At 31.2% G+C, this 20,290-nt stretch carries 17 protein-coding genes; 8 read left to right on the top strand and 9 right to left on the bottom strand.

Features of this window, described 5'->3' with window-relative positions; translation table 11 throughout:
* Positions 1 to 3: 3 nt before the first annotated feature.
* The 3 genes from ABNT65_RS07650 to ABNT65_RS07640 form a co-directional block, all read right to left on the bottom strand.
* Entirely contained in the window at positions 4 to 957 is a 954-nt protein-coding gene (locus ABNT65_RS07650) for an NAD(P)-dependent oxidoreductase (RefSeq protein WP_348747590.1), read from the bottom strand.
* A 69-nt stretch (positions 958 to 1,026) separates the two neighbouring features.
* Complete coding sequence (gene serC / locus ABNT65_RS07645) at positions 1,027 to 2,091, bottom strand: 3-phosphoserine/phosphohydroxythreonine transaminase (RefSeq protein ID WP_348747589.1); 1,065 nt, start codon at positions 2,089 to 2,091, stop codon at positions 1,027 to 1,029.
* Between the two features lie 38 nt (positions 2,092 to 2,129).
* On the bottom strand, positions 2,130 to 3,191 hold the full coding sequence (locus ABNT65_RS07640) for an acyl-CoA reductase (protein WP_348747588.1): 1,062 nt from the start codon (positions 3,189 to 3,191) through the stop codon (positions 2,130 to 2,132).
* A gap of 69 nt (positions 3,192 to 3,260) precedes the next feature.
* On the opposite strand from ABNT65_RS07640, the gene ABNT65_RS07635 reads away from it, so the two are divergent.
* From ABNT65_RS07635 to ABNT65_RS07625, 3 genes are all read left to right on the top strand, one after another.
* Positions 3,261 to 3,611: a 4Fe-4S dicluster domain-containing protein gene (locus tag ABNT65_RS07635; RefSeq protein ID WP_348704845.1), complete on the top strand. Its 351-nt coding sequence runs from the start codon at positions 3,261 to 3,263 to the stop codon at positions 3,609 to 3,611.
* Positions 3,612 to 3,936: 325 nt separating this feature from the next.
* On the top strand, positions 3,937 to 4,686 hold the full coding sequence (locus tag ABNT65_RS07630) for a DUF6503 family protein (protein WP_348704847.1): 750 nt from the start codon (positions 3,937 to 3,939) through the stop codon (positions 4,684 to 4,686).
* 118 nt (positions 4,687 to 4,804) lie between these two features.
* Positions 4,805 to 6,469, top strand: a complete 1,665-nt coding sequence (locus ABNT65_RS07625) for a sodium:solute symporter (protein WP_348738870.1) — start codon at positions 4,805 to 4,807, stop codon at positions 6,467 to 6,469.
* 805 nt (positions 6,470 to 7,274) lie between these two features.
* On the opposite strand, the gene ABNT65_RS07620 is transcribed toward ABNT65_RS07625, so the two are convergent.
* Both ABNT65_RS07620 and ABNT65_RS07615 read right to left on the bottom strand, forming a co-directional pair.
* Positions 7,275 to 7,862, bottom strand: a complete 588-nt coding sequence (locus ABNT65_RS07620; RefSeq protein WP_348747587.1) for a hypothetical protein — start codon at positions 7,860 to 7,862, stop codon at positions 7,275 to 7,277.
* A gap of 231 nt (positions 7,863 to 8,093) precedes the next feature.
* Positions 8,094 to 8,390 (bottom strand): hypothetical protein, encoded by a 297-nt coding sequence (locus ABNT65_RS07615; RefSeq protein ID WP_348747586.1) that lies wholly within the window; start codon positions 8,388 to 8,390, stop codon positions 8,094 to 8,096.
* Between the two features lie 66 nt (positions 8,391 to 8,456).
* On the opposite strand from ABNT65_RS07615, the gene ABNT65_RS07610 reads away from it, so the two are divergent.
* On the top strand, positions 8,457 to 8,927 hold the full coding sequence (locus ABNT65_RS07610) for a GNAT family N-acetyltransferase (RefSeq protein WP_348747585.1): 471 nt from the start codon (positions 8,457 to 8,459) through the stop codon (positions 8,925 to 8,927).
* Positions 8,928 to 9,058: 131 nt separating this feature from the next.
* Here the strand turns inward: ABNT65_RS07610 and ABNT65_RS07605 are convergent, their stop codons facing one another.
* Complete coding sequence (locus ABNT65_RS07605) at positions 9,059 to 11,350, bottom strand: neutral/alkaline non-lysosomal ceramidase N-terminal domain-containing protein (RefSeq protein ID WP_348747584.1); 2,292 nt, start codon at positions 11,348 to 11,350, stop codon at positions 9,059 to 9,061.
* A gap of 167 nt (positions 11,351 to 11,517) precedes the next feature.
* Entirely contained in the window at positions 11,518 to 12,360 is an 843-nt protein-coding gene (locus ABNT65_RS07600; RefSeq protein ID WP_348747583.1) for a DUF2911 domain-containing protein, read from the bottom strand.
* A gap of 103 nt (positions 12,361 to 12,463) precedes the next feature.
* Here ABNT65_RS07600 and ABNT65_RS07595 point away from each other — a divergent pair, with 103 nt between their 5' ends.
* From ABNT65_RS07595 to ABNT65_RS07580, 4 genes are all read left to right on the top strand, one after another.
* Entirely contained in the window at positions 12,464 to 13,129 is a 666-nt protein-coding gene (locus ABNT65_RS07595; protein WP_348704861.1) for an aquaporin, read from the top strand.
* Positions 13,130 to 13,218: 89 nt separating this feature from the next.
* A complete protein-coding gene (locus tag ABNT65_RS07590) occupies positions 13,219 to 14,271 on the top strand; it encodes a helix-turn-helix domain-containing protein (RefSeq protein ID WP_348704863.1) in 1,053 nt (350 codons plus the stop codon).
* Between the two features lie 90 nt (positions 14,272 to 14,361).
* Positions 14,362 to 16,068: a S41 family peptidase gene (locus ABNT65_RS07585; protein ID WP_348704866.1), complete on the top strand. Its 1,707-nt coding sequence runs from the start codon at positions 14,362 to 14,364 to the stop codon at positions 16,066 to 16,068.
* A complete protein-coding gene (locus ABNT65_RS07580) occupies positions 16,068 to 17,759 on the top strand; it encodes a S41 family peptidase (protein ID WP_348747582.1) in 1,692 nt (563 codons plus the stop codon). The genes ABNT65_RS07585 and ABNT65_RS07580 overlap by 1 nt, the downstream gene beginning before the upstream one ends.
* A 72-nt stretch (positions 17,760 to 17,831) precedes the next feature.
* Here ABNT65_RS07580 and gldG read toward each other — a convergent pair whose 3' ends face one another.
* Together gldG and gldF are read right to left on the bottom strand one after the other, a co-directional pair.
* Positions 17,832 to 19,472: a gliding motility-associated ABC transporter substrate-binding protein GldG gene (gene gldG, locus ABNT65_RS07575; RefSeq protein WP_348747581.1), complete on the bottom strand. Its 1,641-nt coding sequence runs from the start codon at positions 19,470 to 19,472 to the stop codon at positions 17,832 to 17,834.
* The gene (gldF, locus tag ABNT65_RS07570) at positions 19,465 to 20,184 is read right to left on the bottom strand and encodes a gliding motility-associated ABC transporter permease subunit GldF (protein WP_348747580.1); all 720 of its coding nucleotides are present in this window, start codon (positions 20,182 to 20,184) and stop codon (positions 19,465 to 19,467) included. Before gldF ends, gldG begins: the two co-directional genes overlap by 8 nt.
* Positions 20,185 to 20,290 lie beyond the last annotated feature (106 nt).

Raw genomic sequence — 20,290 nt, 5'->3', positions numbered from 1 at the left:
ATGTTATTCAGAAAGTAATTCTATAATTTGTTTAGCTAAGTCTACGTCTATCTTTTGTTTAGCTTCAATAGTAGAAGGAGCAATACGTGGAGTAAAAGATAACTCAGGATTCATTAATAATTGAATTTCTGGAGTTGGTTCATTTTCAAATACATCTAAACCAACATATTTAACCTTACCTGTTTCAATAGCTTTTACAATAGCTACTTCGTCTATAGCACCACCATAACAAGTATTTACAATTCCAACACCGTCTTTCATTACTTTTAATTGTTCATTTCCTATTACATATCCTTCTTGTTGAGGTAAATGCAAACTAACAAAATCAGCACTAGATAACACTTCTTTAAAAGGTTCTGTTTCTACCTGAATGTCTATAAATTGATCGTTGTGGAAAGCTACGGAAATATTTCTTTCTTCTGTGTAATCACCAGAAAAAACAACTTTCATTCCAATACCTAATGCAATTCTAGCTACTTCATTAGCAGAAGGTTCATTACCAATAATTCCTAACGTTTTTCCACGCAGTTCTATACCTTGAGAAAATTGTTTTTGCATGCTGTTAAAACGAATATCTCCTTCTAAAGGCATATCTCTGTTTGCTTGGTGTAAATAACGAACCATACCAAAAAGGTGGGCAAATACTAGCTCAGCAATAGCATTGGCAGTTGCATCAGTAGTATTGATAACATGTACACCGTTTTCTTTAGCAAAATCTGCATCAATGTTATCCATGTCAGGATTACCACATCCTATTAATTTAATACTAGGACAAACTTCAATAAGTTCTTGACGAACTTGTGTGTTGTTTTTCACAAGTATAGCGTCTATATGCTCTTCATTAATGAAGTTTTCTAATTGTTCCTGAGCAACTTTAGTAGTTACTACTTCAAAACCATTTTTTTCAAGAGTTTCTTTGGCATTGTTAGAAATTCCATCGTTCGCTAATATCTTCATCTTCTAGTTAATTACTTTTCTATATGTTGTTGAGAATTAATTAGTTCTCTTTTATAAATATTTTTTGTTTTAAGCCTTTCTTTCCAATTCTTGCATTACATCTACTAATGCTTGTACACTGTACAAAGGTAATGCATTATACATACTTGCTCTATAGCCCCCAACACTTCTATGACCGTTTAATCCGTTAATGTTAGCTTCTTTCCATAACGAATCAAATTTATTGGTTAAATCTGGGTTGGTTAACTTAAAAGTAGCATTCATAAAGCTTCTATCTTCTGTAGCCACATTTCCTTGAAAAAGAGGGTTTCGATCTATTTCCTTGTATAATAAACTGGCCTTTTGCTCATTTACTTTTTCAATAAAAGAAATTCCGCCTAAGTTTTTTAACCAATCTAATGTAAGCATAGATACATACACAGCAAAAACAGAAGGCGTATTAAACATACTATCTTTATCAATATGTACCTGATAGTTTAACATAGATGGAATGGCACGTTCTACATTACCTAAAATAGCTTCTTTAACAACAATCAGTGTAGTTCCTGCTGGCCCCATATTTTTTTGAGCTCCAGCATAAATCAAATCGAACTTAGAAAAATCTAGTTGACGAGAAAATATATCTGAACTCATATCACAAATTAAAGGAACAGAAATTTCTGGAAAACTTTTCATTTGTGTACCGTAAATGGTATTATTACTAGTACAATGAAAATAATCCACATCTGTTGGCACTGCATACTCTTTAGGAATGTAGTTGAAGTTTTTATCTTCAGAAGAGGCTACTTCAATTAATTCACCAAATAGTTTAGCTTCTTTAATCGCTTTACTACTCCAAGTTCCCGTGTTTAAGTAGGCTGCTTTTTTGTTTAATAGATTATAAGCAGTCATTAAAAACTGTGAGCTGGCTCCTCCTTGTAAAAATAAAGCCTTGTAGCCTTTATTTTCCAGGCCTAATAACTCAAGTGCTAAACTTCTGGCTTTCTCAATAACATCAACAAAAGGTTTACTTCTATGTGATATTTCAATTAATGATAAATTATCATTATTAAAATTTATAACAGCTTCAGAAGCTTTTTGTAATACGCTTTCAGGTAAAATACAAGGGCCTGCGCTAAAATTATGTTTTTTCATTAGTACTGTTTGTTAGTTTGTGTTGTGTATACTGTTTGTTATAAATTAGCTAAAAAAGCTAAGGTATTTACACCATCAGCATAATCCCATAATTGTGGTTGTTGGGTTTGACCAAAAGTAATTTCTTCATCAAGAAAATCTTTAGCAACAATACATTGTATTTGTTCTTTGTCTTGGTGTAATTTTATCTTTAAATCATCTGTATTGTCATAGTATTCATAGAAAACAGAAGCGATAGGAGAAGCGTAACTAGCATCTTCTTTAATCATTAAAAAACCATTTTCTAAAATATCAAATTCGCTCATTAAGTATACCGCTTTGTTATAGTCGTAGTTATTAGCGTATTTAGCATTGTTAATTATTTGATGCCTATTATACATTCCTTTAAAAAAAGAATCGAAATTATAATTTCTAGGAACAAATAATTTAGAAACAGAACGACATCCTAAGCCAAAATAACGAAATACATCTTCACTTAAATACTCAAAGTCTTGTTCAGTTTCATTACCTGTTAATATAGCTACTGAATTTCTGTTTTTACGTATAATACTAGGTTTGTCTTTAAAATAATATTCAAAATACCTAGCTGTATTATTACTTCCTGTAGCAATTACTGCATCAAATCCTGAAAGCTTTTCACTAGTAAAAGTTATTTTACCTTTTAATTCTGGGGTAACATACTCTAAATACTTGGCTAAAAAAGGCAATAAATGTTGGTCGTTAGAAGATTGTTTTACAATTACTGAATGTCCAGCAATTAGTACCGACAAAAAATCATGAAACCCAACTAAAGGAATATTCCCAGCCATAATAATAGCCACATTTTTAGCAGTGTTATTTCCTAACTTCTCCTTAGCTATCCATTGATTTATGTTTTCAGAAGTTAAAGCTTTTGCCCAATTTTCTGTTGCAAATAATAAATTCTCTTTAGTAAACCAACTGTTGTTTTCTTCTGCTATTTTTAGTTGATGTTTAAAGCCATCAAAAAATAATTCATTAAAAGCTATATTTTCTTTTTGTTCAATTCCTTTTCTTGAAAACTGACTCAAAAAGTTACCTAATTGTAAAAAAGCGTCTATTCTACCTTTTATGCTATCCATTTATATTGGTTCTAAATTAAATTGGAACTATTTTTGCGAGAGCAAAGTTACAAAACTGAAATATTAATTATGGCAATTATAATAACAGATGAATGTATAAATTGTGGCGCTTGTGAACCAGAGTGCCCAAATACAGCAATATATGAAGGAGCTGATGATTGGAAGTATGCAGATGGTACCGATTTGGAAGGTGATATTGTGTTGCCTGATGGAAAAAAGGCCAATGCAGAAGAGGAACAAGAGCCTATTTCAGATGAAATATATTACATTGTGGCAGATAAGTGTACAGAATGTAAAGGTTTTCATGAAGAACCACAATGTGCGGCAGTATGTCCAGTAGATTGTTGTGTTCCTGATGAAGATAATGTAGAAACAGAAGAAGCATTATTAGCTAAGCAACGTTTTATGCATAACGATTAATCGCAAGGGCGATAGCCAAGGGTTTAATTCCTCGATGTCTTACATCGTATATTAAAAAATAATATTTTCGGCTAGATACCACTATGCTTGCATTGAGGTAGTTCATTTACTTCTGAAAATAATAACATAAAAGTCTTGAGAAATTTCTCAAGACTTTTTTTATGGGGTTATAAATGTATTTTGTTGATTTTGATGAGAATAATGGAGTTCATTTAAAAAGAGGTTACCTTTCTTATATAGGGGAAAGAACCTTTTTTAATAGTTTTGATTTTTAATGTAATTTTAGAGTGTTTTTTCGACAGAAGAGTCATAAACTAGTTTAAAAATGAAACAAATAATGTTACTATGTGCCCTAACCATAATGTTAGTGGCATGTAATCAAAAGAAAAAAAAGGAAACTAAGAAAGCAGCGGTTAATTATCCTGAGAGTTTAGCTAAAGTTATTGAAAAACATGGAGGTATTAAAAGTTGGAAAGCAGCAAAAACATTATCCTATAAAATAAACGCAGAAGAGCACACGGTTGATTTATCTTCTAGAAAAACGGTTATTAATACAAATACGTATGCTTTAGGTTATGATGGAAAGGATGTGTGGTTACATCAACAAGATTCTACAGCCTTTAAAGGCAATCCTGAATTTTATTACAACTTATATTTTTATTTCTATGCTATGCCATTTGTATTGGCTGATGATGGAATTATTTATGAAGATATGAAACCTTTAGAGTTTGAAGGTGTGCGTTATCCTGGAATTAAAATTTCATATAAAGCGAATGTTGGAACATCTCCTGACGATAATTATTTTATATTTTACCATCCTAAAACCTACCAAATGACTTGGTTGGGCTATACAGTAACTTATTTTTCTAAGAAGCCATCTGAGAAGTTTAATATTATTCGTTATCATGATTGGGAAAATGTTAACGGTTTGTTATTGCCAAAAGCTATATCTTGGTACAAGAAAGACGAGAAAGGCAATCCATTAGAACCAGCAAAAGAACCAATACAATTTGAAGATGCATTGGTAAGTCAAGCGGCTTTAGCGGATAGCTTTTTTGAAAAACCCAAACAATAAAACTTATATGAGCCTTCAAAAATACCAATGGAAACGAGAATATATGCTCGTTTTAGTAGCAAATCTAGTGTACATAATCCTATTTTATTTCATCACTCACACATTTACAAAATAATATATGCAAAGTATCGATTGGATTGTGTTATCCGTAACCTTAGCATTTATTGTAGTATACGGAGCATGGAAAACTAGAGGAAGTCAAAACGTTGAAGAATACATAAAAGGAGGTAATGAAACCAAGTGGTGGACCATTGGTTTGTCAGTAATGGCAACGCAAGCAAGTGCCATCACTTTTTTGTCTACACCTGGGCAAGCTTTCCATAGTGGAATGGGCTTTGTACAGTTCTATTTTGGATTGCCAATTGCTATGGTAATTATCTGTTTGGTATTTATTCCTATTTATCATAAGCTAAATGTGTATACCGCTTACGAGTATTTAGAAGGACGGTTTGATAAAAAAACCCGAACCCTTACCGCTATTTTGTTTTTAGTGCAACGTGGTTTAGCAGCAGGAATTACCATTTTTGCTCCTGCAATTATTCTATCGGCAGTATTAGGTTGGGACTTAATTACACTAAACGTACTTATTGGGGTATTGGTAATTATTTATACAGTATCTGGCGGAACCAAAGCAGTAAGTGTAACGCAAAAACAACAAATGGCAGTAATTTTTGCCGGAATGTTTATTGCATTTTATTTAATACTACAATACTTACCTGATGGAATTACCTTTACTAAAGCTTTAGAAATAGCTGGAGCAAGTGATAAAATGCAAGTATTGGATTTTTCTTGGGATTTGAATAACCGTTATACGGTTTGGACTGGAATTTTAGGAGGAACTTTTTTAATGCTTTCTTATTTTGGTACCGACCAAAGTCAGGTACAACGATACTTGTCGGGGAAATCAGCAAGAGAAAGTCAATTAGGGCTTATTTTTAATGGGTTACTTAAAGTACCTATGCAGTTTTTTATTCTGTTAGTAGGAGTCATGGTGTTTGTGTTTTATCAATTTAACAGTTCACCATTAAACTTTAATCCCAAAGCACAAGAAGCGGTATTAAACTCAGCATATGCAGCAGAATATCAAGAGTTAACTGCAAAGCATAAAAAGATTGAAGCAACTAAAAAAACATTATTGTTTGAGGAGTTAACAGCTGCAAAAAAAGAACAGCTACAAACGTTAAATGAGCAGGATAAAGCGTTAAAAAAGCAAGCAAAAGTCATTATTGCAAAAGCAAATGCAGATGTAGAAACGAATGATAAAGATTATGTATTCATTCAATTTATACTAAATAACCTACCAAAAGGTTTAATTGGTTTATTATTAGCAGTTATATTATCGGCAGCTATGTCATCAACGGCATCAGAGTTAAATGCTTTGGCATCAACTACCGCTATAGATTTGTATAAACGAAATGTGACTAAAGAATATTCAGAAGCCCATTACGTAAAAATGTCTAAATGGTTTACTTTAGGTTGGGGAGTTTTAGCTATTCTAGTAGCCTGTGTTGCCAATTTATTTGATAACCTAATACAGTTAGTAAATATTATAGGTTCTATATTTTACGGAAATGTTTTAGGTATTTTTTTACTGGCGTTCTTTTTTAAGTTTGTAAAAGGAAACGCGGTATTTATAGCCGCTATTATAACGCAACTTATTATTATAGGAGTTTGGTATGTAGATTGGCTTCCGTATTTATGGTTAAATGCTTTAGGTTGTATTATTGTTATGACAATAGCATTAGTGTTGCAAAAAGTAAACTTTGATCAGGTCACTACATAGCAATAAGTAATAGTTTCGATTAAAAAAGCGAATCTCATTAATAGGTTTTTATTGTTGTCTTACAGCAATAAAAACCTATTGTTTTTCATAGATACTTCAGTTTTACAAAAGCTTGCTGCACTAGTGCATGGCGTTTCCTCAACACAACAAAAGCTTGCCGCACTAGTGCATGGCGTTTCCTCAACGCAACGAAAGCTTGTCGCACTAGTGTATAACGTTCCTCAACACGACAAAAGCTTGTTACACTAGTGTATGGTGTTTCCTCAATGCAACGAAAGCTTGTCGCACTAGTGTATGGTGTATCCTTAACGCCACGAAAGCTTGCCGCACTAGTGTATAACGTTTCCTCAATGTAACAAAAGCTTGCTGCACTAGTGTATAGCGTTTCCTCAACATGATGAAGCCTATTACACAATTTTTCGGTTAATTATTTCGTGTTTTAAACTTGATATGTGTTCTATATGTCAGATTGAGCGCAGTCGAAATCTAATTAAATATGAAATTTAAATCTAACAAATTGTATTAGTCTTTAATTATGCTTCGTTGCTCTTCCTTATTAGTTATCGGTGATAGTCCTCATTATGCTTCGTTGCTCTTCCTTGTTAGTTATCGTTGATAGTCCTCACTATGCTTCGTTGCTCTTCTTTATTAGTTATTGTTGATAGTCCTCATTATATTTCGTTGCTCTTTCTTGATTGGTTATAAAAAGGTATCATAGCTTTTGATCGCAACAATAAAAAAGGTCTAAAAAGTAATAACTCTTCAGACCTTTTGTTCTTGAATTTGGTAATTGTATAGAAAAAAATTAGTTTTTGTTTTCTAACCTATCTAAACGTTTTTGAATTTCTAACAATTGTTTATTAATTGTTTTTAACTGCTTGTTTTCTTTTTGTAAAGTAGTTAATTTCTTTTCTTGTTGAATAGTATATAAAGTAAGCTCTTCTATTTTTTGTAAAAGCTTGGCATCCATATTTCCTAAAAAGAAACCATCTTTCTCTACTTCTTTCGCACTTGGTATATTCTTTAAATGTCCTTTAGTTTGAATATGGTTTTCTACTTCTGTTAGACTAGGCAAGTTATAGGTGCTTTCAAAAACAAAATCTGGCCAGTTTTCATGCTTGGCAATTTTTACTTCCTCAGCAGCTATTCTTCCTTTTACGCCTAGTTCAAGTCCTTTGGTGTCTGGAGTTCCAATACCGACATTACCTTTTACTATTAAATCATTTTTAGATGGGGAAGCATAATTGAAGTTTTCAGCAATTAATAAACCTCCAGCCTTAATTCCAGAAGCTGATTTATATCTAGGAGAGTTCATGATGTATAAAAACCTGTTGGTCTCAATATTTTCCTTACCTGTGAATAAAGAAGGGTTTGAAGCATTGTCTAAAATCATATTACCATTTATGTGTAGTTTTTCAATTGGAGCAGAAGTTCCTGTACCAATCCCTACATTACCACCAAGAGGGTTTAAAGCAAGTGGATATGCTGCTGTATCATATTTAGCAGCTTTATGTCTTGTTTGAATCCAACTACCACCGTTTAGTCTAGAACTAGCACCTATAGCTAATTCTGTATTGTAACCTAGTACAGTTATAGCTCCAGTCTTGTTTCCAGAAAGTCCAGGTTAAGAGTGTTTAGCTATTACTAGTTTTCCTTCTGTAGGGTTATTAGTTCCAATACCAATATTACCATTGTTTTCAACAGTGAATTTAACATTTGTATTGGGTTTAGTAGTTCCACTAGATAGTCTTAGTATAGGTTTGGTTTCGTCAGTAGATGCTTGATTTATATAAACAGCAGCACCACCACCATCACGTATAAAATGGTTATAATCAGTATTCGTGTCTGGGTTTTTGTACGTTTGCGCATTCACACCAATTGCTATTCCAACCATAGCAATTACTAAAAGTTTTGATTTCATAATTATTTTTGTTATACTTTTCAGCTGGCAAACTTAGTAAGAATAAAGAGAATTAGTACTATACAAATGAATAATTTACCAACAATAAGGATACGAAAAGCAAAGCATACAGATTTAGAAATCTTGCTAGATTTTGAACAAGAAATAATAAAGGCAGAACGACCATACGGAATTAGTTTAAAAGAAGAAAAAATATCCTATTACGATATTGCGGCTATGATAGACGCCGAAGAAGTAGAAGTTTTAGTAGCTGTAGACAGAGAGGAGCTAGTAGGAAGCGGTTATGTAAGGGTTCAAGAAAATAAACCGTATTTAAAATACCCAACACATGCCTTTTTAGGATTTATGTATGTAAAACCAAGCCATAGAGGAAAAGGAGTAAATAAATTGATTGTTGAAACTTTGCTAGCTTGGGCAAAAACAAAAGGGCTGGTAGAGGTGAAATTGGATGTATATGCAGGAAATTTACCAGCTATAAGAGCTTATGAAAAAGCTGGTTTTGAAGGCTATTTATTAAACATGCGTACTACTATTTAAATATAGTGTGATGGTTTAAAGTTTAATTCTTTGATAGTATATAATTATAAATTTAAAAATAAAAAGTGTCCAATAAAATACTGTTTTCTAATAGTCTTTTATTGGACATTTTAAGTCTAAATAATAAAATTTTAACGTTTTATGATAGAGGCCGTTTGTACATTGTGATTGTCAAAAACAACTTTAAATACATAAGTGCCTGAATTTTGATTCTGTAAATTCATAGTTTGATATTTATCTTTGGTAATAGTCCCTGTTTTTATAATTTGACCTAATATATTACTTATTGTGTAATAGCCACCTTGTAGTTGCGTGTTTATGAAAGTAAAATCATTATTTATAGGATTGGGAAATACTAAGTCGTTTCCAATATTAAAATTTAGTGTTTTTTTATCCCTCATAGTTCTATTGGTATTTCCGTTTACATAAAACGTTCTGCTTACACCAGAATAGGGATTTATTTTACCAGTCCAACCGTTTTTCCAATGTCCTTCATGCACTATTCGGTAATAACCACTTGCTATTTGTTGTGGAATTTTCCATTGTATGGTTATTTTAGAATTGGCAATACCGCTTCTTTTCCATATAAATTTGGTATTGGTATCACGATCTTCATATTTTGTAACCCAATTGCTCCCTTGTTTTTTCTGAACTTTTAAATACGTACCGTTTGTTTTAGGATTGTTATTAGGGTGTGCGCCCCAAAACATGACTTCTACAGTTTGGTTAGTATTGTAAGAGTTATTCGCATTTTTACAAATACTACCAAAAGATTTAAAAATAGGTTTATCATCAAAAAGAATAGGAGCAGTTTTATCTAAGCCAATATAATTTTTTTTAGGAGGAGTAGACGCTGAGTGTGGCCATGGATTGGCGGTTGGATCTGCTAAAACAGTAGCTAATCTATCAAACTCTTGTTGGTAAGCGGCCAATGTCCAAGGGCCAAAATGTGTACTCGCACCTTCGTATTGCTGAGAAGCATATTCTTCTCTAGTGGTAACATAACCAGCATAAGCATCTGAATAACCAGCAAAAACTAAATGTGTTATTCCTGTAGCTATATGAGAAGCTACTGTTGCTTTAACTCTTCTTCCAGACATTACAGTAAATTCTGCTGGAGCAGCTAAAATACCTAATTGACCTATTTTAAAAAGACTCGTAGGTAGTATTTTGGGAGTTCTGGGGTTGTTAGTATTGGCTCCAATATTAAAAAGAATATCAATAGGTTTCTCTAAGTGACATTGTGCGTTACTAGATCCAGAAGTTGGATTACTTCTAGTTTTTCCTTCACGTCCAATACCGCTTCTGCCATCTTCTGCACCCGCTCTAAAAGAAAGTCCTAAAGCTGCTTTACAAGTACTACGCCAATGACCATCAGTAAATTTAGGTGCAATGCTTAAGTTGGAATAATCACTGTACCTACTTACAGCTTTTACAGATCCAACTAATTGTTCACTAGCATTGTTGTATAGTTCTAAAGCTTTTTCAAATTGACGGTTTCCTATAATCTCACTACTTTCTTCTTCGTTATTTCCAGGACCAGTAGCATCTGAATATAAATCATTAGGAGAAGGTTGGTTGAGGTTAGGAGACATGTCACCAGCATTGGTATTGGCAAATGCAGCTACAAAAGTGGTAGTTCCTTTTCCGTAAGAGGATTGTTGTAATCGTTCAAATTTTAAGGAAGCATATCCTTTATTGTCTCCACTACAGTATTTATATTTTTTAGAAAGATTAGTAGGGTGTACGCCAAACCAAGAAATCATTCCAATAGGTGTGTCACCTTGAATTAATTTTAAAACAGTCATTTCTTCATCAATACTAGGAAACTCATGAGCATCTTTGTTTAGGTTGTAAGCAACTAAAGATCTGTTGATACTAGCATTGGTTAGTGTGCCTTTATTATAATAAATTCTACCTGGAGCGAGACTATTATGAGCTTGTTGAATGGCATTTACAATTCCATTTACAAGGATGTTAAAGTTGGTTTTATAAAACCCGCCAGAGGAAGTATTGTATAGTTCATAATGAGAATAACCTCCAGGCGAAACATGTGTGTGTGTAGCACTGATAATGACATTGGTATCGGTGTAAAGGGTTCCATATTGCCCTTGTAGTTTTTCCAAAACAGCTAGATTTACCGATTGAAAAGTAGCTCCTTTGTCAATACTAACAAAAACAACCGAATTTCCATCAGGCTCTTTTATGATGTAAGCTCTAGCGTATTGCCGATCTTTAATTCCTGCATTAGAGAAGAAAGGATTTCCATATCCAAAAAAATTACTCTGAGCAATTTGTCCAGTGATGTCGGAAATACCTACACCAATATCATAGTTGTTGGTTTGTGCAGTTGTGTAGAAGGTTTGGAAATAGAAGAACAGGCTCATAAGCATGAGCTTTGGTTGAAGGGTTTTAAAGTTCATTAGTTTAGTGATTTTCGTTATTATCACTAATTTAGGAATTTATATTTTTTGTGTTAAAAAATCACTATAAGTTGTGTTTATTGTTTGATAATTTTAATTTATTGTAAAAAAAAGAAGGTCTGCTTTTTAGCAGACCTTCTTAATATGGTTAAAATAGCTATGAAATATTATTTCATTTTAGCTAAAAACTCTTTATTCATTTTAATATAATCAGCATTACCTCTTTTTTCAGCACCTGCTAAAGAAGCTTTAGCAGCTTTGATAGCACCTTTTTTATCTCCAGCTTTAGCAAGGATTAAAGATTGCTGACGTAAATACCAAAAACGAGGCTCATCTTTAGTCATATCAACAGCTTTGTTAATCCATTCTTTAGCTTTGTTAATGTCTTTACCTTCTTGTAAATAATATACAGCAGATGAATAGTAGTCACTTGGTTGTGGACCGTTCATTACTTTTTTAATACTAGCTTCAACACCTTTATCTGTAGGAGTATTGAATTTAACACCTACATAAGCGTTTTCCCATAAAATACCTAAAACAGCAGAGCTATTAGTAATATCATCAATAGTCATCGTGTAAGTTTCTATCTTCATAGGCATTTGCTGTACTTTAGCAGTAGTACTTAAAGTTACTTTTTTAGCATCCCATTCTCTTGGAGTTCCCCAATTGTTTGTGTCTGCATAAAAAATTACTTCCCAAGAGCTTTTATTTGGCTTTGTAAATATAGCATATGATCCTTTTTTTAATTCTTTTCCATCAATAGTAACATTATCACTAAAAGTAATAGTAGTGTTTTTGTTGGCACCAGTTCTCCATAGTTTTCCATAAGGCACTAAATCACCAAAAATAGTTCTTCCTTTCATTCCTGGTCTTGAGTACTCAACAGTAACATCTGTTAAACCTACTTTTTGCTCTAATTTGGAAGCAGGACTTGGAGCTGGAGTTTCTACTTGGGCATTGATATTTGCTGTTAATGCAACAACAAACAAACTTAAAAGTATTTTTTTCATGATAAGTTAGGGTTTGTTTTTAATTAGTTTGCTAAAATTACAACGAAAAAGAAGGACAAATGTTAACAAAAACTTAAAATAGCGAAATGTATCTTTGTTGCCAATGAAAAAATATATTGGAGAAATTATAGGAACGTTTTCACTTATTTTTTGTGGAACTGGGGCAATGACTGTTAATGAAGTAACAGGAGGTGCAGATTTAACGCATATTGGTGTAGCAATTACTTGGGGTTTAATAGTAATGGCAATGATTTACGCTTTTGGAGAAACGTCTGGAGCACATTTTAATCCTGCGGTAACTATAGCTTTTGCCTATGCAAAAAAGTTTGCTTGGAAAGAGGTGCCTAAATACATTATAGCTCAATTAATAGGCGCTTTACTTGCTAGTGTAATGTTGTGGGTTATTTTTCCTGAAGCGGAATATTATGGAGCTACCATTCCTTCTTTAGATGCCTGGCGGGCATTTTTATTAGAATTATTACTAACTTTTTTCTTAATGGTTACTATTATTAATGTTTCTACAGGGAGTAAAGAAGTAGGTGTAATGGCAGGAATAGCTATCGGTGGTGTTGTTTTACTGGAAGCAATGTTTGCAGGTCCCATGACCAAAGCTTCTATGAATCCAACTAGGTCAATTGCACCAGCTATCATTTCAGGGCATTATGAACATTTATGGTTGTATATTTTTGCACCAATTTTAGGAGCTTTATTAGCAGTAGTTTCCTGCAAATTAGTAAAAGATGATAATTGTTGTGATGGAGATTGTTAGTGTTATATATTGTAATTAATAAGTAAAACTCAATAAACTTTATCATAAATTTGTGTCTAATAATTTGCTAACTTTTGAAATTGTGAAGCATGAATTTTACAAATCTATTTTTGTTTTTCTTTGGAGCTATAGGAGTATTTAATAGTTTGTTGATAAGCCTTTATTTTCTAATTTTTAAAAACAAACAATTACCTAATTTATTATTTGGGTTTTTCCTATTGTTTTTAACAGAAAGAGCATTTAGATCATTAATTTATTATTACTCATCTACTTTATCAAACCCTTATACGCAAACAGATCCGTTGTCTTTTTTATTTGTAGGACCTTTTTTATTTTTTTATGTTTTAGCCGTTTTAAATAAAGCAAAAAAAATACTTCGCCTGTGGAAACCAACAGTTTTTATTTTTTTAATAATTGCTATTCTTTTAGGAGTGTACTTTCCATTTTTAGAGGATCCAATTTTTTGGAAAACATATATTTTAAAAGCTATCAACCTGCAATGGTTATGCTTTATCTTAGGAGCGCTGTTAGTACTTTTTATAGAGATTAAAAAAGAGGGGGTGCAAAAGAAAAAGACAGGAATAACTAAACTATGGTTAGTAGCCTTATTAATAAGTGTTTTAATATTGTGGAATATTTACTTTTTTATAAGTTATAGCTATTTTATTGTTGGTTCTATTGTTTTTTCAATGTTGTTTTATACGGGATTTCTTTTTTTTATTTTTAGAAAAAAGGAGAAGCGAGAAATATTTTTTAAACAAGAGAAGTACAAAACTTCTAAAATAATAGCGATAGAATCAAATGAAATGTTGGCAAAATTACAGTTATTAATGACTACAGAAAAGCTGTATAAAAATTCATCACTGAAACTAGAAGATGTAGCTTTAAAGTTAGGTGTAAGTAAACATCAATTATCACAAGTGTTAAATGAATATACTGGAAAAAACTTTACGCAATATATTAATGCGTATAGAATTGAAGAAGCAAAAGTGTTGATTGTAGAGAATGATAAATTTACTTTAGAAGCTATAGGAAAAGAAGCGGGATTCAATTCTAAAACAACTTTTTATAATGCATTTAAAAAGATTGAAGGGGTAACTCCTGCAGTATATAAAAAGCAACATAAACGTTCAGATTTATAAAAGTGTACACTTTTGAAGTTTTAAAATGTTGATTTTAAAATGCTAATTGTGTTCTTTGAAAAAAAACAAAAAAATAAAATCAAAGAATTTATGAAGTATTTATCCAGCTTATTATTGATTGTAAATTTAATTTTTGGCTGTGTTTATGGACAAAAAAAGGTAGTTGAAGTCAAAGAAAAAAAATCCATAACTAAGGTTCTAAAAAAGATGCCTAATGCATCTATTCAAGAAACAATAACTTACTATTATAAACTAAAAAAAGAAGCTTTTAACTCATATAATTTTGATGATGAAAATGAGTTGAACACATTAGGGTATGAGTATTTAAATAGAGGGGAAGTAAAAGAAGCTATAGAAATATTTAAAGTGTTGATTAGTGAGTTTCCTAAAGCTTTTAATCCGTATGATAGTCTAGGAGAGGCATATTTTAATGATAAAAACTACGAACTATCTATAAAAAACTATGAAAAATCATTAGTGTTGAATCCTGAGAATTGGGGAGCAGAACGACAGATTTTTAAAGCACAACAAAAAATTAAAGAAAAACCAACTTTCAGACAGGTGTTTACAAAAGAACAGTATTTAGAAGATATTGATGAACTTGCTAAAAGAATTGAGAAAACGCATCCAAATCCATTTGAATTCACATCAAAAAAAGCATTTTATGAGCTTGTAGAAAATCAAAAGAGTAACATAAAAGATAAAATGACTTATGGTCAATTTATTTGGCAATTGAGCCCTATTATAGCAAGCATAGGTTGTGAACATTCTCATTTTGATGTTTTCAATCAAGAAGATAGAATGTTACCTGTGAATTTAAGATTTCCTATAGAGGCAGAGTTGGTTAATGGGGAATTATTGGTTGTAAAGGCGCATAAAAGTAAGGTAAAGCTAGGCGCAAATATTAAGGCAATTAATGGTGTTTCTATTGATGTAATAACATCAGATATATTTAAACATATTGCATCAAATGGACACAGCTTGTCACTTAAAAATAGAGTTTTTAGTGCGTACATAACTTCTTATATACCTTATTATTTTGATTTTCCTACTTCTTATGAAGTTATGTTTGATGATAATAGAAAAATGCAGTTGGAGATGTTAAAAGAGTTTGAATATGAATTAAAAAAGAAACAACTCAAGTTTGAAATTGTAGAGGAAAAAAATATAGCTAAACTAAAAATACCTACATTTAATTATTACGGTGGAGAGCGATTAAGAAACTATAAAAAGTTTATTGATGAAAGTTTTAAGAAATTAAAGAAACAAAAAATAACCAACTTAATAATAGATATTAGAGGTAATGGAGGAGGATGTTCTTGTGCGGCTATACATTTATTACAATACATTGCTAAGGAACCATTTTACTATTTTGCCAAAAATTCACCGTTACCGGGAGATAAAAACGAAGCGGATATCAAACAATTAAAAGATAATAAGTTTTCAGGAAGTATATACATGATAATAAATGGTTTTAATACTTCAACAAGTGGTCATTTTTTATCATTAATTAAACAAAATAAGATAGCGACTTTAATAGGAGAAGAGTCTGGAGCAAGTTATTATGCCAATGGGAAAGTAAAAGGGTTTTTAGGAACTAATACAGGAGTAGCTTATTGGATTTCTAGAGCTGTTTACACAACTCCGGCTAAAGATTTTCCAAGGAATAAGGGAATAATACCAGAGCATATTATTTATAAAACGGAGTATGATATTGTGAATAAAAATGATGCAGAATTGGAATATACTTTAAGGTTAATACAGGATTTGGAAGGACAAAATAACATTAAGAAATAATGAAGAGGTTACTATTAATAATACTATCAATATACTTGTGTTTCGGATGCAAGCAAAAACAATCAGATAAAAATAATTCCAAAGAATCAATAGCTAAAGTGTTAGGAACTATGCCTAATGCAAGTATTCAAGAAGTAATAGCATATTATTATAAACTTAAAAATGAAGTTCCTTCTATTTATAATTTTGAGGATGAAAATGAATTGAATACTTTAGGTTATCAATACTTAAATAATGGAAAAGTAAAAGAAGCTATAGAAATTTTTAAATTATTAGTTAGCGAATTCCCAGAAGCTTCTAATCCGTATGATAGTTTGGGAGAAGCCTATCTTGCTGATGGAAATAAAGAAAAAGCTGTTAAAAACTATGAAAAATCATTGGCTTTAAATCCTAAAAATATAAATGCAGAAGACTATATCAATAGAATTAAGTATGGAGATTATGATACTTCCAGATTTTATAAAGTATATCCAAATCATCAATACTTAGAAGATTTGAACGAGTTGGGAAAAAGGCTAACAGAAGTACATCCAAATGTGTTTAAGTTTATTTCTGAAAAAGAATTCTGGCAAAAATTAGAAGAAAAGAAGAAGTTAATAACTGAAGAAACTACTTTTAGTCAATTTATTTGGTATTGTAGTGAAATTATAGCTAATATCAATTGCAGTCATACTTCATTAGGATATTTTTACCAAGAAAGAACAATGCTACCCATTGATCTACGATTTCCTCTAGAGGTTAGATTGATAAAAGATAGACTTTATGTGGTAAATCCTTTGATGAATAAAAATGTATTGAAACCTGCTGATGAAATTATAGCTATAAATGGTTTTACTATAAATGAACTAAAGGCTAAAGTATATCCAAATATTTCTTCTCAAGGAAAAATAGAAACGTATAAAAAGAACTTTCTGAATGCGCATTCAACTTCAATTATACCTTACGCATTCAACTTTCCAAAGTCTTATACAGTAACATTAAAAAAGCAACAAAAGAAAGTAGTTTTAAAAAAATTATCTAGTTATAAAAGTAAATTAGGTGTTTTACCAAAATATTTGGCAAAGAAACCATTGGATTTAAAATATATAAATGATAAAACAGCAGTTTTAACTATTAGAACTTTTGCTTATTATGGAAACAAGTTTAAAGAATTTAAACAATTTACTGATAAGATTTTTAATGAATTGAAAGATAAAAATATACAAAACTTAATTATTGATGTAAGAAAAAACGGAGGAGGATCGTCAGATGCAGGAAGGTATTTGTTGAGGTATTTAGCTAAAGAACCATTTGTCTATTATTCTAAAGCCCAGTTTAATGAAAAGTTAGAGGAAGTTAGCCCTTTAGAGAATTCGTTTAAAGAAAATCTATATTTCATGATGGATGGAAACGGAGGATCAACTACAGGGCATTTTATGTCGTTAATAAAGCATCTAAAATTAGGAACATTAGTAGGAGAGGAGTTGGGATCAAATCAGTTTTGTACTGGAGGACAAAAACGTTTGAGGTTGCCAAACACAGGGATTCAATATGCCGTGGCAAGAAATACGTATCAAACTACAGCAACTAGTTTACCTATTGATAGAGGTGTTTTTCCAGATGTAGTAATAACTCAAGGAATACAAGAGTATTTAAAAGAACAAGATACTATGCTAAAGTATATTTTAGAGGAAATCAAGTTGAGAGAATAGGGATTACTTGTAAAACTTGAGAAGTAATAACTTAAACTAAGAAGAGGAACGCTTATAAAGTTCCTCTTTTAGTTATTGATATTTCTTTTTTCTTATATAATTAAATCCAAAACCAAATAAAGTTAGTAATAAAAGTGGTATTCCAATATTAAGTAATTGCCAATACCCTTTTTCATTATAAGCTCTTTGTTTATCTAAAAGCGGAATGTTTATCGTTTTATTTCGTAGTTGAATAATGCCTGTGTCGTCTAATAAATAGTCAATGGCATTTATTAAAAACTCTTTATTACCATAATATGCTCCAGTCCATTTGTCTTTGGCTAAATCATAAGGTTTTCCTTTTAAAATTTGATTTTTAGCAATGTCACCATCGGCTATTACAATCATTTTAGTATCAACTTTGTCAGAAGTAAAATCTTCATTTTTAAACGGTTTTATTCGGTTTTTATAGGCGGAAGAAAAGGTGCCTTCTAATAAAACAGCTAATAGTTGAGGCCCAGCAGTATATTCATCTTGTTTAGGTTCTTTAGCAATACTACTCAGTTCAATAAAATTAGGCGTTCCAATTTTTTTGGAGAGTATAGAAGATATAAATAAAGGAGTTTTTTTAATAGTTCCTTTTAACGTATCAATTTGTGTGGTAAACTGAAAACGAGTGGGGGCTACATTTTTAGTAATAGGATGTTGTGGATTTCCATTTGCTAAAGGATGATAAAACCAATTTAGATGTTGAAACTGAGCTTGGTTTCCAACATTTCCGGTGGCTAAAGGAATTTTAGCACTGTACAAATCTTTTACAAGTTTATTATTTATTCTTACTTGATAGCTAAATAACAAATCTGTTAAGTTTAAATCTCTAGGAAACGCCATCATTTTACCTTCATTGTACAAGCTATCCGTATCCGCATAATTAGTGTCTACCATCCATAAACTTCTACCACCTTTATTAATGTATTGATCTAGCACTAACTTTTCACTTTCCGTAAAACGTTCAGTAGGCTTTGCAATAATAGCTAAATCGTATTTAGTTAAATCGTTTAATGTTTTTTGTGGTGCATTTTCAACACTATCTAAGGTGAACTTAGCTAAACGATAATTGTTTCGTAATGAAGTTAACAGACTGTATAAATGAATATCTTCAAGCTGACCATTACCAGTAAGAATAGCTATTTTAGGTTTTTGTTGTTTAGTAATTAAATTTAAAGCATTAGCAAAAGAATATTCTAACTTTTCAATAGCGTTTTGTAATTGCGCTTCTTGTGTTTTTAAAGCAGAATCTGGTAATAAAGAAACAAGTTCTCTTTTATTGTTGTAATTAATTTCTGCCCAAGGAAAAATAATAGCTTCAGATAATTTACCATCTTCTTCAACGGTTAGCTGACTAGGAAGCATTCCTTTTTTAATGAGTTTCTCTCTGTATTTGTCGGGGTTAATAAATCGGAAACGGATATTGCTGTTTTGCGCTTGTAGTTCCTCTAAAAACTGTCTAGTTTCTATTTGTAAGCGTTTAAATTCAGAAGGAAAACTACCTTCTAAGTACACATTTATAAATAAGGTATTATCTATTTTATCAATTAAATGATTACTAACCTTGGATAGTGTATATCGTTTATCTTTAGTTAAATCAAAACGTTTATAAATATTATTTCCTACGTAATTGATGATTACCAAACCAACAAAAATGAGTACTATTTGTTTAATTTTTTTAGTCATTGTTTACTTGTTGTTTAGTGATGAATAAGAAAAAGAAACTAGCACTTACAAAATAAATAACATCACGACTGTCAATAACACCACGACGAATACTTTTAAAATGTTCATTAATTCCAAATTGTTGAATTGTATAACCAGTATTTCCCATGGCATTACCTATAGCTTCTATACCATAAAACAGTAAAAATGTAATAAAAACACTTATTATAAAAGCAACAATCTGATTTTTAGATAAAGTAGAGCTAAATAACCCAATAGCTACATACGTTGACGCTAAAAAAAGCAAACCTAAGTACGAGCCAATAATACTACCACCATCAAAATTGCCAACAGAATTCCCTAAGTCATTAATAGTATAAACATAGATAAGTGTTGGTATTAAGGCCATAACAACTAAAAGTAAACAAGCAAAAAACTTACCTAACACAATTTGCCAATCGGTTAAAGGTTTTGTTTTTAAAATCTCTATAGTTCCGTTACTAAACTCATCCGCAAAACTACGCATAGTAATTGCTGGAATAAGAAATAAAAATAACCAAGGAGTTAAGTAAAAAAAACTATTCAAATCGGCAAACCCTGCATTTAAAATATTAAGGTTGTCTTTAAAAACCCATAAATACAATCCGTTAATTAATAAAAAAATACCAATAACTAAGTAAGCTATGGGCGAAGCAAAAAATGCGTTGAATTCTTTTTTTAGTACTGCTAACATTAAGTAATATCTATTTAGTTGTTAGTGATGTCTATAATTTTACCAAAGGTATTTATTCTTTTTCGTATTTTAAATTCATGTGAATCACAAGCATGTTTTATAACAA

It is taken from the genome of Tenacibaculum sp. 190524A02b (assembly GCF_964036645.1).
Lineage (GTDB): Bacteria > Bacteroidota > Bacteroidia > Flavobacteriales > Flavobacteriaceae > Polaribacter > Polaribacter vairaonense.
The sequence above is the reverse complement of the archived record's forward strand: the minus strand, read 5'-3'. Positions and strand labels throughout refer to the sequence as shown.

What these genes read in the sequence shown, in the direction of transcription:
- ABNT65_RS07600 (WP_348747583.1), bottom strand. Translation starts at nt 12,360, where the DNA reads ATGAAAAAAATACTTTTAAGTTTGTTTGTTGTTGCATTAACAGCAAAT.
- ABNT65_RS07640 (WP_348747588.1), bottom strand. Translation starts at nt 3,191, where the DNA reads ATGGATAGCATAAAAGGTAGAATAGACGCTTTTTTACAATTAGGTAAC.
- gldG (WP_348747581.1), bottom strand. Translation starts at nt 19,472, where the DNA reads ATGACTAAAAAAATTAAACAAATAGTACTCATTTTTGTTGGTTTGGTA.
- ABNT65_RS07590 (WP_348704863.1), top strand. Translation starts at nt 13,219, where the DNA reads ATGAATTTTACAAATCTATTTTTGTTTTTCTTTGGAGCTATAGGAGTA.
- ABNT65_RS07585 (WP_348704866.1), top strand. Translation starts at nt 14,362, where the DNA reads ATGAAGTATTTATCCAGCTTATTATTGATTGTAAATTTAATTTTTGGC.
- ABNT65_RS07620 (WP_348747587.1), bottom strand. Translation starts at nt 7,862, where the DNA reads ATGATTTTAGACAATGCTTCAAACCCTTCTTTATTCACAGGTAAGGAA.
- ABNT65_RS07635 (WP_348704845.1), top strand. Translation starts at nt 3,261, where the DNA reads ATGGCAATTATAATAACAGATGAATGTATAAATTGTGGCGCTTGTGAA.
- ABNT65_RS07595 (WP_348704861.1), top strand. Translation starts at nt 12,464, where the DNA reads ATGAAAAAATATATTGGAGAAATTATAGGAACGTTTTCACTTATTTTT.
- ABNT65_RS07630 (WP_348704847.1), top strand. Translation starts at nt 3,937, where the DNA reads ATGAAACAAATAATGTTACTATGTGCCCTAACCATAATGTTAGTGGCA.
- serC (WP_348747589.1), bottom strand. Translation starts at nt 2,091, where the DNA reads ATGAAAAAACATAATTTTAGCGCAGGCCCTTGTATTTTACCTGAAAGC.
- gldF (WP_348747580.1), bottom strand. Translation starts at nt 20,184, where the DNA reads ATGTTAGCAGTACTAAAAAAAGAATTCAACGCATTTTTTGCTTCGCCC.
- ABNT65_RS07650 (WP_348747590.1), bottom strand. Translation starts at nt 957, where the DNA reads ATGAAGATATTAGCGAACGATGGAATTTCTAACAATGCCAAAGAAACT.
- ABNT65_RS07625 (WP_348738870.1), top strand. Translation starts at nt 4,805, where the DNA reads ATGCAAAGTATCGATTGGATTGTGTTATCCGTAACCTTAGCATTTATT.
- ABNT65_RS07605 (WP_348747584.1), bottom strand. Translation starts at nt 11,350, where the DNA reads ATGAACTTTAAAACCCTTCAACCAAAGCTCATGCTTATGAGCCTGTTC.
- ABNT65_RS07615 (WP_348747586.1), bottom strand. Translation starts at nt 8,390, where the DNA reads ATGAAATCAAAACTTTTAGTAATTGCTATGGTTGGAATAGCAATTGGT.
- ABNT65_RS07610 (WP_348747585.1), top strand. Translation starts at nt 8,457, where the DNA reads ATGAATAATTTACCAACAATAAGGATACGAAAAGCAAAGCATACAGAT.
- ABNT65_RS07580 (WP_348747582.1), top strand. Translation starts at nt 16,068, where the DNA reads ATGAAGAGGTTACTATTAATAATACTATCAATATACTTGTGTTTCGGA.